This is a genomic window from Shewanella mytili (assembly GCF_046765975.1).
Lineage (GTDB): Bacteria > Pseudomonadota > Gammaproteobacteria > Enterobacterales > Shewanellaceae > Shewanella > Shewanella mytili.
Map to the genome: position 1 here is coordinate 91,651 of NZ_JBKOUD010000006.1, position 12,644 is coordinate 104,294.

The following is a 12,644-nucleotide window of genomic DNA, read 5'->3' on the forward strand; positions in this document are numbered from 1 at the left end:
CGTTGGGGCGCGGCATGGCGTGCCAGCAGGCTTATTTGTCCCGTTTTCCCCGATTGCATTCGTAGCAAAGGATTTGCAGGTTATTGGGCTCCAGCGCCAATAAGGGATAGCGGCTGCGGGGCAGAATATGATCCACCTCCAGGGCGATACCGTGCTCAGCCACCGTGCGCTGGCACAAATTGCAACGGTGCTCCCGGGTACTCAAGATTTGATGACGCACATTCAGCCAGGCCCGGGACAGGTAAAAGTTGTCGACGGGTGTTGGGGCAAACGCCGACAGTTGCTCGGCCTGTTGAAACGACTGATGCCCCGCTTGGGGTGAAAAATAACTGGCGCAGATGTCCGTTAACTGCCGGTTTTGCAACAGCCACTTGTAAATGGCGCGTTTGGCGCGGGTTTCCGTTTGATAGCGGCGGCTGCGGTGACGCTCGCCGATACGGAATGTTACCTGAATGGTAAATTGCATCGGTTACTTCCTCATGAGCGGCTGTTGGGTTGTTGGCCTAACATAGCATGTCGCGGCAACGGGTAGAACTGACACGTAAGCCGCGTATGGCAACCGTCAGCCAAGCCTCCGGGCTAAACCCTAGATGGCACACCGGGTTGTGGCGCCGGATGTTGTCTCGTTATATGCCGCTTTCATGGCGTCTCCTCAGGGGAAACTTTTTGTTATGGGCAGGTTAACGCCGGCTTCAGACATCTTTTATGACAAATAAAAGGCTCATTTCTGTCATGATTTTTAGTTATACTGTTCGCCCAAATTGACCTATCGTTCTGATAATCAGTTAATTAGCTAACCCATATGAATATATTTACGCTTTGCTTACGGAGCTTTTTGTCGTTGGTGCTACTGGCGCTGACCTTGCCCGCCGGAGCTTCCGCCCCGGAAAATCAACCCACCGTGGTGATGATGTCCCTGGATGGTTTTCGCTGGGATTACATGGATAAATACCATGCGCCCCATCTGCAGGCGATTGCCGCCAACGGTGTGCGGGCCGAGCAGCTGCGCCCGGCTTATCCCACCAAAACCTTTCCCAACCACCTGACACTGATTACCGGCCTGTACCCGGTGCACCATGGCATTGTGGACAACCGCTTTTGTGATAAAGAGCGCCAGCAGTGCTATAAAATGGGCATGGGGCAGGATGATTCCAGCTGGTTGTCTGGTATCCCGTTGTGGAATCTGGCCGAAATCAACGGCATGAAATCGGCCACCTATTTTTGGCCCGAGTCGGATGCCCGCATCAACGGCATGACCCCCTCCTATTACTACCACTATTCCAAACAGGCCGACTATAAAGCCCGTATCGATCAAATCATCGCCTGGTTGCAGATGCCTGAAGCCACCCGACCGCATTTTGTGGCGGGGTATTTTTCACTGGTAGACAGCATGGGTCATGACTTTGGCCCGGATTCACCCCAGGTGGCGGATGCGGTAGCCAAGGTGGATGCCATGATTGGCCGTCTGCGGGCGGGTATCAAGGCGCTGGGTTATCCCGTCAACCTGATAGTGCTGGCCGATCACGGCATGGCCGCCACCGATAATGAAAAAGCGGTTGATTACCGGGAGCTGGCGGTTGATGAAGCAAAATTCCAGGTGGTTAACGCTTCAACCCGCTTGTTTGTGTATGCCAAGCCCGATACCGCCAGCGAAGATGTCACCGCGTTGCGCGAGCGCTTGTCCCAACTGGCAGCGGGGCGTTACCGGGTGTTGACCGAGGCATATCTGGCGGCGCGGCATTACAGCAACAGCCCGCGCATTGCCGACATTATTCTGGAAGTGGATGCTCCCCGCTATTTTACCGCCAAGCCATTGGCAGAGCGTGACAGCGGCGGTAACCACGGTTATAGCTACACCAAAGACATGGGCGCGCTGTTTGTGGCAGAAGGCCCGGCATTTAACACCGGCGTGGTATTGCCACCATTTGATAACGTCAACGTGTATCCGCTGGTGGCGCGCATTTTACGCTTGCCCATCACTCACCCGATTGACGGCACCATTGCGCCATTACTGCCAGCCCTGAAACTTTAAACTGATTGGATAATATTGAGGACATCATGAAACCATTGATTGCCGTATTGCCGTTGCTGTTTGTGGCAGCGGGCGTTTCTGCCAAAACCGTGCCGGTAACAACGGACTTGGCGCAACAAAATACCCAGGCCGTATTATGGATGCAGCACGCAGGCGAATATCGTGCATTGTGTTACCAGGCTTACAACACCGCCATGATGGCGTTTGATGCGGCCAAAGCCCGCAACAGTGGCAAATTGGCGGTCATGGTGGACTTGGATGAAACCATGCTGGATAACACGCCTTATGCCGCCTGGCAAATCCAGCAGCACAAGCCTTATGAAAGCGCCAGCTGGAACAAATGGGTCAATGCCGTGCAAACACCGGCGCTGGCCGGTGCGGTGGCGTTTGCCAACTATGTGACCAAGCAGGGCGGCACCATGTTTTATGTGTCAAACCGCTCCGTGCGTACCTTTGAGGCCACCAAGGCCAATCTGCTGCAGGCGGGTTTCCCCAATGTGAGCGATGTGACGCTGCGCCTCAAACGGGAAACGTCCGATAAGGCCCCCCGGCTGCAGTCCATTGAGGCTGACGGTTATAAAGTGGTGTTGTTTTTAGGGGATAACCTTAACGATTTTCCCGAGCTGAATACCTATCACCAGCTTAATGAAGTGCGCAATGCCACCGTGGATGCCCATCAGCAAGCGTTTGGGCAGCGCTTTGTGCTGTTGCCTAATCCATCATACGGTGATTGGGAACCCGGCCTTGGCAAAGGTTATTACCAGCTGTCTGATGAACAAAAAGCGCAGCTGCGCAACAACAGCCTGAAGCCCTGGAATGGCCAGTAATCGTCACCGCTTGTGACCCCATTAAAAAACCCGGAAATTTCCGGGTTTTTTAATGGCATGGCACTATTTATCCAAAGCGGTCATTTCTAGCGTCAGCCACACCAGACGGTGATCCGATGAAGCGCTGCGGGTGGCCACCAGGCGGTGTAACGGGTCCTGCTTGCCGGGCCAGAAAACGCCGCCGCCGATAATGTTGAAACCGGCGTTGGATGGCAGCACATAATCGGCCCGCTCCTGCCATGACGCGGTATAGGCTCCGGCTTTGGCGTCATCGGGGCGCATTTCTGCGCCGCCTGCGCTCTTGGGCGTGAAACTGTTGTTAACCCGGGGATGGGTAAGCAATTGACGAATGGCACCGCTTTGCTCCGCGGTTTGCTCTGGCCCGGAGTTCATGTCACCCAGCAGTACAAACCGTTGCTGCTTGCCAAAACCTCCCGGATGGCCGGCATCATCCACAATGTAGTGATGGCGATTGGCATCGCTCAAGTAATCCGCCCATAAGCGGATTTCATCGTGGTTGCGCAGGCCGTTGCGGTTTTCCGGGCCATCAAATACCGGCGGGGTGGGATGGGCGGCCAGCACATGCAGCCATTGTCCGTTCACGTTGACCGGAATGTCCCAATGGGACTTGGATGACAACCGCAGCGCCTGCCATTGTTCATCATCATACCAGTAGGCACCGGTTGCCGGGTCTTTTGGCCGCAGGGCTCCCGGCATGGATGACCATTTCAGCATCTGAAACGTGCGTACATGGGCGGTATCGATGGGATAACGGGACAGCAACACCATGCCGTACTGTCCGGGATACCAGCCAAAACCCCAGGCATCGGCTCCCTTGCCGGACGCCACGCCATCATGGTCAAAGTCATAAGGGGATGGCTCGCCGGTATTCACCGGGGCAAGGTAATAGTAGGGGTAATCAATGGCTTTGGCCCCCTGTTGTGGCTGGTTAAGGTAGTGCTTGATGAATGCTTCAACCCCCTGTTTGGGGTCGGCAATGTAATCAAATTCATTAAGCAACACGATATCCGGCCGTACCCGCTGCAGAATTTCGGCAATATTGCGGATTTGTGGATTGTCAGCCGTTTTTAACAATCTTGGCAACGTCTCTGCCTGGGGTTGCTTTTGCGCCCCTGACAGATAATTTCCCCCTTCCATACTCACGTTAAAAGTCGCGATTGTTAACCGGGTCGCTTCAGTTGCCATTACCGTTCCTGTCATAAAAACGACACAAATCAGACAAATGCATTTAAGTGTCTGAATATAATGATAATTCATTTATTCCTCATAAAAAATTTTCACCGAAAACAGGCGTAACGTTATTTTGCCGGTCAAAAAGCCAACTATTGTGTGTTTGGTGAGAGGTAGCTAAACAAAAGTGTAACGTTTTTGTGCTATAAAACGCGCTCGTTGAGCGAGTTTGGAAATGCTCGACGATTCAGTTACGAAATTAACCGTTTCGGCAACGAACATCAAATAATAAAACTCAGGGGATCTAATGATGATTCAGGGATTTACCAAAAGCCGTCTGGCCCTCGCTATGGCACTGGCTCTCGGTGCATCTTCAATGGCCTATGCTGCTGATACCACCTCATCCATGCGTGGTACCATCACTGGCCCAGATGGCCAGCCTGCACCCAACACCAAAATCACACTTATTCACCAGCCTTCAGGTACCGTGACTGAAGTGACCACCAATGCATCAGGTGCTTTTAACGCTTCTGGTCTGCGTGTTGGCGGTCCTTATGAAGTGATTGTGGACTCTGACGTATACCAGGATGCCATCAAGGAAGACATCTTCCTGCAATTGGGGCAAACCTATCGTTTCAGCGAGCAGCTGACTGATCAGCAGAGTGTAGAGCGCATCACCGTCACCGGCAGCCAGATTGCCTACACCTCCAACGCCGGTAGTTCCAGTACCTTTGGTGCGGATGCCATTGCTAACGCACCGTCATTCAACCGCGATATCAAGGACATTGTCCGCCAGAACCCACTGGCAACCACATTGGGTGGTTCTGACAACGCCATGACCGTGGCTGGCCAGAACCCAAGATTCAACAGTATCAGTGTGGATGGGGTGGGCATTAATGACGACTTCGGTCTGAACAACAACGGTTATCCTACCCAGCGTGCACCGATTTCCGTGGATGCTTTGGATCAGGTGTCCATTGATACCAATCCCTACCAGGCCAAATTGGGTGGTTTCAGTGGCGCCCGTGTTAACGCGGTTACCAAATCCGGTACCAATGAGTTCCACGGTGGCATGTTCTATGAAAAAACCGATGATGCCTGGACCGGTAAAGCGAAAAACCCTTTTACAGACAAAGAATCAGAAGTTAAGGGCATTGACAGTGACTCCTGGGGCGTGCATTTAGGTGGCCCGTTAATCGAAGACAAACTGTTTTTCTTTGTTAACTACGAAGATTATAAAAAACCGGTTGTGCCGGATTATGCGCCAGAAGGTGCGGCCAATGCCACAAATATGAGCCAGGAACAATTCACCGAGATTAAGACTTATGTGCAGGACACATATGGTATCGATATCGGTGACACCATGTCTGCACCTGATGAAACAGATAAAAAATATCTGGTGAAACTGGACTGGAACATCAACGATCTGCATCGTGCCGCGTTCACCTATAACAAGGTGGAAGGCAACCAGATCCGCAACATGACATCTGCAGCGAAGACACTGAAACCTTCTTCCAACTGGTATAACAATACCCAGGACATGGAAGCGTTTTCTATGCAATTGTTCTCTGACTGGACCCCGGACTTCTCTACTGCATTTGCCGTAGCGCACAAAACCGTGAAAACCGGTCAGGTGTCAGGCACCAAAGACATTGGTACCGTTAAAATTTCCAATTTTGAAGGTCGGGATGAGAAAGGCATTGAATTCGGCCCCGATCAGTACCGTCACGCCAATGAGCTGGAAACCAAGACCCTGACAGTAAACTTTGATGCGGATTATCTGCTGGGTGAGCATAAAATAGGTTTTGGTGCCCAGTATGAAAGCATTGATATCTACAACCTGTTTGTGGATGCATCCCTTGGGGTGTGGACGTTCGACACCTTTGATAAATTCAAGAGTGGCGAGGCTTATAAATACCTGTATCGCAACGCGACCACCAACAATGTGGAAGATGGCGCGGCCAATTTCACCATGGGCACTTATGCTGCTTACATTCAGGATGAATGGGCACTTTCAAGCACATTGGATTTGAGTTACGGCATGCGTTACGAGCGGGTTTTCAACAAGGATACCCCAGCTTTTAACCAGAATTTCCAGGATCGTTACGGATTCTCCAACCAGGAAAACATGGATGGCATGGATATCTGGTTGCCTCGCGTAGGGTTAACCTGGTATGCCACAGATGCACTGACCGTGCGTGGTGGTGTTGGCCGCTTTGCCGGTGGCAAACCTAACGTTTGGGTATCCAACTCCTTCAGCAAGGATGGTGTAACGGTTGCCGATAAAACCTGGAAGTATGTCAGCAATGCTGATATTACCTCCGTTGCCCAAGAATATCAGGATGCTCTTACGGCTGGTGATGGTGAAACCAACGTGGTTGATCCTAACTTCAAGATCCCTTCAGACTGGCGTGCCAGCGTAGGGTATGACTACAAGTTTGATCTGCCAGCACTGGGTGATGACTACACTTGGTCAGCTGAGTTCATTTATGTTAAAAAACAGGATGATCTGGCATGGCGCGATCTGAACCGCAAGGATTCTGGCAACACCACATCTGATGGCCGTATCATTTATGATCACGTTGCTGATGGTCATACTTATGACATTATGCTGACCAATGCGGATGAAGACGGCAAGTCCAAGATCTTCACTACCAGCTTGTATAAGTCATGGGATAACGGTCTGGATTTGACCATGTCATATACCCATCAGGATATTGATGAAGGTAACTTTGGCACTAGCTCCCAAGCGGCATCCAACTGGAAATATAACCATGTGATCAATCGTAACGATGATCAGATTGGTACCGGTTACTACGAAGTTAAACATAGCTTCAAGATCACACTGGGTTACACCCATGAGTTCTTCCCCGGTTACGCTTCCAAGTTCAACGCCTTCTTTGAACGTCGCTCCGGTCTGCCATATAGCTGGTTGATGGGCGGTGCTTACAAGAATGCCGATGACAGCTACATCAATAATGCAGAACAAAACTTCTACGCCATTGGCGATGAAAGTGGTGTTTATGGTTATTACGCGCCGTACATTCCTACCGGTGCGGATGATGCTAAGGTGACTTATGCTGATGGTTTGGATTATCAAACCTTTATGGATGAGTATGTAACACCTGCCGGCCTCAACAAATATGCTGGTGGTTTTGTGCCGAAAATGTCTGACAACCTGCCTTGGGTTACCACTATGGACGTTTCGTTCCAGCAGGAAATCCCCGGGTTTGCTGAAGGTCATAAAGGGGTGTTCTACGTTACTGTGCAAAACTTCCTCAATTTGCTGAATAACGAATGGGGCAGACAGGAATACGTGAGCTATAACTCCAAGACTCTGATTAATGCCAACTATACCGCAGATGGTACTTTGGTATATCGTCCGATTGATAACTGGAATCCAGACAATTCATTTGATGATAACCAGTCTGTTTGGTACCTGAAACTGGGTGTTAAATACACTTTCTAATTCAGTGAGCTGAATCAGTGACGCTTGAAAAAACCCGGCATCTTTGCCGGGTTTTTTATGGGGTAAAAAAACCACCGCCATGGCGGTGGTTTTCATTTTGCAGTGCCTGTTTGCCGCTAGTGTTATGAAACGCTTAGACAACCTTTTCGATTTTTGCGGGCAGTCCTTGGCGGGCTGAGGCGCCGCTGGCCCAATCCACCAGGGGATAGCGGCCATGCCGGCTGGGGTCGAGGATGGCCAAATCATTAAGGTTTATTCCCGCCTGTGTCAGCGGATTGGCCGCAATGCGCCGGCCGTCAATGATGGTGTCCCGGGCGCCCAGCTCCTTGTGCCCGTAGCCGTGCTCTATGGCGATGCACTCCGGATGCACACCGCTGACACACTCCACCAACGCCACCACACTGCCATTGGGGGTGCTGATGCGCACGGTATCGCCAGTGTGGATCCCCATCTGCTCGGCAGTGAGTTTGTTCATGCGCACCGGGTTGTTGGGATGCACCTGCCGCAAGCGGTCAGAGCCGATGCTCATGGCACTTTGCACATGGGATTTGTAACTGGACAATAACAACGGCCACTGGCTTTGGGTAAAGGCTTGTCGCAGCGGTTGGCCATTGGCCAGTTGTGGCCCGTAGCTGCGGGGGCAACCACTGAGATAATCGCCACTTTGGCTGTGGCGGCGACTGCCCACTTCCGGGTTCCACAGCATCAGCGGTTTGGGCCACACATGCTGGGGATTGCCCTCGGCGTCACGGGCGTTGGCCAGCGGCTCAAAACGGCCGCCCCGGGCATAAAGATAGGCGGCTTTTGCCACTTCTTCTGGCTGCAGGCGGGCTTTCAGTACCGGCATAATTCGCTCCACGCCTGACCAGCGCATATCCTCTTCATTGATATCCGGCACAGGCGCACCGACCCAGGCCACATTGGCCGCACCATAAAGGGAATAATCGGCTGCCCGTGTCAGCGGATGCAAGCTGCCATCAGCGGCTGTTACCGCCTTGTCACCAAAGCCCGGCAGCTGGAGTTTCATGGCCACTTGCGTCAGGAAACTTTCCATGCACACCGGGTCGCCATCAGCCGTATGTTCCACCCGGGGGCTGACCACGGGCCAGCGTCCGGTGGAGGCTTTGGTGATGGTGCCATGCCAGGCGGATGTCCAGCCCCAGGATTCATAGGTAAGGGTATCGGGCACGATGTAATCCGACATGGCGGAGGTTTCGTTAATGAAGCTGTCAATGCTCACCATCAGTGGCAGCACGGCTGGGTCCTTGAGCTGTTCGCCAATGGCGGCCACAAGCCCTGCCTGACCATAGAGCGGATTGCCCATGTGGTTAATCCAGGCCTTGAGGCGGTAAGGATAACCGGCTACCGCAGCGGTGAGATGCTCGCTGAGCAACGGCGATGAGATGGGAAACCAGGGTTCTTTTGCCGGATAGGGTGACTGACCTGCCGCTTTTTTCTCTTTGTATTCAGTGCTTTTTTCATAGGGGAATTTGGAGCGGGAGAGGAAAACCCCCTTGGGCTGCACCATGCCGTCAAAGGTTTTGAGATTGTAGCGCGGGCCTTTGCCAAACGCAGGATAGGCGCCGCCTTTTGCCAATGCGCCACCTGGCTGGTTGATGTTACCTATCATGGCATTGAGCATCATAATCGCCCAGGCACTGTAAAAGCCGTTGGTGCTCATGGTGCCGCCGTGGGTGATCACCGCCGCTTTGGTGCCGTGGCTGGTGAACTTGTCGGCCAGGGCGATGATGTCAGCAACCGGCACATCGCACTCGGCGCTGTACTGGGCCAAGGTTTGGCTGCGGGCCGAGGCGGCCAGCAGGCTGAAACTGCTGCTGCACTGGATGCTGATGCCGTTATGGGTCAGGGTTTCATCCACTTGCAGGCGGGCCTGGGGGCAGTTTGCTGCGGCCATGGGCTGGCCGCTTGCCTCATCCAGTACCAATATGGGGTCATCCTTGCCCAGCGCATCGCCGCTAAAGGGCAAGCCCAGCTCGCTGGCATGGAGATACTGGCCATAACGGGTGTCATCCTGATGGCTGTGAATTAAAAAGCTGCCATTGCTAAAGCCCCGGTAACCTGCAGCGGCTGCCGCCTTGGCGTTGGGGGCGCTGAGAAACGCGGCCGCATAGCGCCGGTTATCGATAATCCAGCGCAGCATGGCCATGGCCAGTGCCGCATCGGTAGCCGGGCGAATGGGCAACCAGCTGTTATCCGGTGCCGCTGCCAGGCTGGAGCTGTTGGGCAGCATGGGCGATACCACCACATAACTGAAATTGTCATCGGTGCGCCGCTGGGCCAGTTGCCGGGCCTGACGTTTGAACGGGTTGCCGGATTGGGCCGGTGAGGTGCCGATAAACAGCAAAAACTCCGCTTTATCCCAGTCGGGTTTCAGGTGGGAATATTTTTTCAGGTCATCCAGCAAGGCGCCGGCGCCGGCTCGGTAGGTAAAACCGCAGTAAGAGCCGTGATTGGCAAAATTGCGGGTGCCAAAACTGTTGAAGGTAAAGCGCTTGATAAACACATCCCGCCCCTCATCGGAGGCATCGGTGACCAGCAGCTGATTGGCCTTGGGGCCGTACTCAGGGTTATTCCCATCCAGCGGGGTGCTGATGTCGCGAATGGCGCGTAACCCGTCCACATGGCCTTCACCGAATAAATCTCCTCCCTCTACCACTTCTTGCAACAGTTGGGCAAAGGGAATGGTTTGCCACTGGCCACTGCCACGGGGTCCTACGCGCTTGAGGCAATGGGTGACCCGATGGGGATTATCCAGCAGCTCCAGCATGGCGTTACCCCGGGCGCAGGCGGTGGAGCGGCCATCAAGTCCTTGCTCCTGATAGCCGCTGGTATGCAGCAGGGCGGATTTTATGGGAGTGTTAAAGGGGAGGTGTTCCCGGGCGGACAACGGATGGTAAGGGTTGCCGGTAATGCGCAGGATTTTGTCGCTGGCATTATCAATCCTGGCGCGCACGCCGCAGCGGGACCAGCAACCAAGGCACATGCTGTTGGCCAGCCGCTGCTGGGGATTGGCGCTGATGGCACCGTTTTCCAGGTTGACGTTCAGCTCCGGGGCCAGTGAGTTGCCGTGAATGGCCGAATCGGTGATTGCACCGGAGCTGCCGCTGACCACGCCTTTGCCAAGTTGGCTCAAGGTATGGCTGTAACCGGCAGCAAATAACCCGGCACCGCCGGTGATGGCTGCGCCTTTAATGAATCTGCGTTTGCTCTTATCCATCATGCTGCTCCTTCCTGCTGCACGGTTGTCTGGCGTACCAGCTCAGATATCAGGGTGATCAAGGCCAGCCACAGGCCAAAGGTGCCAAGAATGCCCAGCAGTCCTTCCGGCCCCCAGGGCAGTTGGTAAAAGTAGGTGCCGGCACCGTATTTGGGGTCGGTCTGGGCCTGAATGAGCACCAGCCAGCGAAAGCCCCAGGCCAGATGCATGGCGGCGAATCCTGCCAGTAACAGCAGGCTGTGGGGCTGGCGCTTGATGGCCAGTAACAGTGCCAACAGGGCCAGTGTGGCTAACACCCACATGGCTGCCAGCTGCCAGGTAGGGCTGTCATTGAGTAACTGCTGCGCTTCTGCCGCGCTTTTGCCGCCCATTAACGCCCAGCCAATCAGCAGTAGCCCGAACAGGGTAAAGGCGGCCCTTAGCCATAACAGCAGGTAACGGTCGGTATGGGATTTATGGCCTTTAAACAAAAAGTTAAGCCATACCAGCATGCCGCTGCCCGCCAGCAGGGCACTGGCGGCAAACAGCGGCGGCAGCCAGTAACTGTGCCACAATGGGCGCGCCTCAACGGCCATGGTTTCCATGCCGGTATAAAGGGCAATGCTGGCGGCGCTCAGGGCGGCAATCAGTGCCGCGGGTTTGAGCAAGGGTGTGTGTGACCAGTTGCCAAGGCGCAACCAGCAACCCAGCCGGCTCCAGCGGCCGGTAGCCTTGCTTGGCAGTGACGGGCGCAGCAACAGGTAACCGAACAGCAGGGCTGACCCCATGAACAGCGGCAGCAACCAAGCGCCCAGCCACATCCAGGAATGGGGCCTTATCTGCATGTAAAAATGCCAGGCGCGCAGCGGTTGGTGCAGGTCAGCCAGCAGTGCCACCGGTGCCACAATGGCGGCGCTGATAATCAGGCTGCCGCACAAGGTGAGCAGGCGCTGCTCGGGCTTGCCCGGTGTCAGCACGGCAATGGCACCAATCCATACCGCGGTATAGGCCAGGCCGATAAGGAAAAAATATTGTACCGCCCAAGGCAGCCAGGTGATGGCAAAATCCGGTGTCAGCAGTTCTTTAATGTCCATGGGATAACTCCTTGCCGCTGTCATCAATCAGGGTTCTTACTGGTGCTTCACCACGGATCCGCTCTTCAAAAGCCTGATCCATGCCCAGATAAAACACCCGTGGCCCGGTGCCCATGGAAGGGCGCAGTACCTTAATCTCGTCCTTGTGCTGGCTTAACATGCGGCGGATTTTGCTGTCAGGATCATTCAGATCGCCGATGATCCTGGCCTCTCCCACGCAAGTTTCCACACAGGCGGGCAATAGCCCGGCATCAAGGCGGTGGGCACAAAAGGTGCATTTGTCGGCGGTATTGGTGTCGTGGTTGATAAACCGGGCGTCATAAGGGCAGGCCTGCACGCAGTAGCCGCAGCCCACACACCATTTATTGTTGACCACCACAATGCCATCTTCGCGCTGAAACGTCGCACCTGTGGGACATACCGGAATGCAGGGCGGGTTTTCGCAGTGATTGCAAAGGCGCGGCAGCATCATGAAGGCGCTGTTGCCGCCTTCAGTGACTTCATACTGGTTCACCGTGGTGCGAAACTGCCCTAACGGTGGCTGGTTTTCGATGGTGCAGGCCACGGTACAAGCCTGGCAACCCACGCAGCAGCGCAGGTCAATGAGCATGCCGTAGCGTTTGCCGCTGGCCGGCGTGCTGAGGTTTTCAGCCTCTGCCAGCGGGATAAACACGGCGCCGGCGGTAATGGCGGCAATTTGCCCCAGTAACCGGCGTTTTGAATTGTCCATTACACACTCCTTGCAGCTTGGGGAGGGCATCCTCGGCGGGAGCCATTGCGGGTAATCTCAACAGAGCCGCTGTCATGGCTCCAT

At 54.3% G+C, this 12,644-nt stretch carries 8 protein-coding genes; 3 read left to right on the plus strand and 5 right to left on the minus strand.

The window, feature by feature from the left end; all coding sequences use genetic code 11:
- Positions 1-31: 31 nt before the first annotated feature.
- Positions 32-466: an HNH endonuclease gene (locus tag ACIDEJ_RS07940; protein ID WP_411987550.1), complete on the minus strand. Its 435-nt coding sequence runs from the start codon at positions 464-466 to the stop codon at positions 32-34.
- A 378-nt stretch (positions 467-844) separates the two neighbouring features.
- On the opposite strand from ACIDEJ_RS07940, the gene ACIDEJ_RS07945 reads away from it, so the two are divergent.
- Both ACIDEJ_RS07945 and ACIDEJ_RS07950 read left to right on the plus strand, forming a co-directional pair.
- The gene (locus ACIDEJ_RS07945; protein WP_411987619.1) at positions 845-2,032 is read left to right on the plus strand and encodes an alkaline phosphatase family protein; all 1,188 of its coding nucleotides are present in this window, start codon (positions 845-847) and stop codon (positions 2,030-2,032) included.
- A 26-nt stretch (positions 2,033-2,058) separates the two neighbouring features.
- Entirely contained in the window at positions 2,059-2,859 is an 801-nt protein-coding gene (locus ACIDEJ_RS07950; protein WP_411987551.1) for a 5'-nucleotidase, lipoprotein e(P4) family, read from the plus strand.
- A gap of 63 nt (positions 2,860-2,922) precedes the next feature.
- On the opposite strand, the gene ACIDEJ_RS07955 is transcribed toward ACIDEJ_RS07950, so the two are convergent.
- The gene (locus ACIDEJ_RS07955) at positions 2,923-4,065 is read right to left on the minus strand and encodes an endonuclease/exonuclease/phosphatase family protein (RefSeq protein WP_411987552.1); all 1,143 of its coding nucleotides are present in this window, start codon (positions 4,063-4,065) and stop codon (positions 2,923-2,925) included.
- Positions 4,066-4,357: 292 nt separating this feature from the next.
- Here ACIDEJ_RS07955 and ACIDEJ_RS07960 point away from each other — a divergent pair, with 292 nt between their 5' ends.
- On the plus strand, positions 4,358-7,519 hold the full coding sequence (locus ACIDEJ_RS07960) for a TonB-dependent receptor (RefSeq protein ID WP_411987553.1): 3,162 nt from the start codon (positions 4,358-4,360) through the stop codon (positions 7,517-7,519).
- 133 nt (positions 7,520-7,652) lie between these two features.
- Here ACIDEJ_RS07960 and ACIDEJ_RS07965 read toward each other — a convergent pair whose 3' ends face one another.
- The 3 genes from ACIDEJ_RS07965 to dsrO are packed head-to-tail and all read right to left on the minus strand — an operon-like array spanning position 7,653 to position 12,560.
- Positions 7,653-10,757 carry a tetrathionate reductase subunit A gene (locus ACIDEJ_RS07965; RefSeq protein ID WP_411987620.1) on the minus strand — a complete coding sequence of 1,035 codons (3,105 nt, stop codon included), beginning with the start codon at positions 10,755-10,757 and terminating at the stop codon, positions 7,653-7,655.
- Positions 10,757-11,830, minus strand: coding sequence for an NrfD/PsrC family molybdoenzyme membrane anchor subunit (gene nrfD, locus ACIDEJ_RS07970; RefSeq protein WP_411987554.1), 1,074 nt, complete (start codon positions 11,828-11,830; stop codon positions 10,757-10,759). Before nrfD ends, ACIDEJ_RS07965 begins: the two co-directional genes overlap by 1 nt.
- Complete coding sequence (gene dsrO / locus ACIDEJ_RS07975; RefSeq protein WP_411987555.1) at positions 11,820-12,560, minus strand: sulfate reduction electron transfer complex DsrMKJOP subunit DsrO; 741 nt, start codon at positions 12,558-12,560, stop codon at positions 11,820-11,822. Before dsrO ends, nrfD begins: the two co-directional genes overlap by 11 nt.
- Between the last annotated feature and the right edge of the window lie 84 nt (positions 12,561-12,644).

Coding starts and splice junctions, on each gene's coding strand:
- ACIDEJ_RS07950 (WP_411987551.1), top strand. CDS start 2,059: ATGAAACCATTGATTGCCGTATTGCCGTTGCTGTTTGTGGCAGCGGGC.
- ACIDEJ_RS07965 (WP_411987620.1), bottom strand. CDS start 10,757: ATGGATAAGAGCAAACGCAGATTCATTAAAGGCGCAGCCATCACCGGC.
- dsrO (WP_411987555.1), bottom strand. CDS start 12,560: ATGGACAATTCAAAACGCCGGTTACTGGGGCAAATTGCCGCCATTACC.
- ACIDEJ_RS07940 (WP_411987550.1), bottom strand. CDS start 466: ATGCAATTTACCATTCAGGTAACATTCCGTATCGGCGAGCGTCACCGC.
- ACIDEJ_RS07955 (WP_411987552.1), bottom strand. CDS start 4,065: ATGGCAACTGAAGCGACCCGGTTAACAATCGCGACTTTTAACGTGAGT.
- nrfD (WP_411987554.1), bottom strand. CDS start 11,830: ATGGACATTAAAGAACTGCTGACACCGGATTTTGCCATCACCTGGCTG.
- ACIDEJ_RS07960 (WP_411987553.1), top strand. CDS start 4,358: ATGATGATTCAGGGATTTACCAAAAGCCGTCTGGCCCTCGCTATGGCA.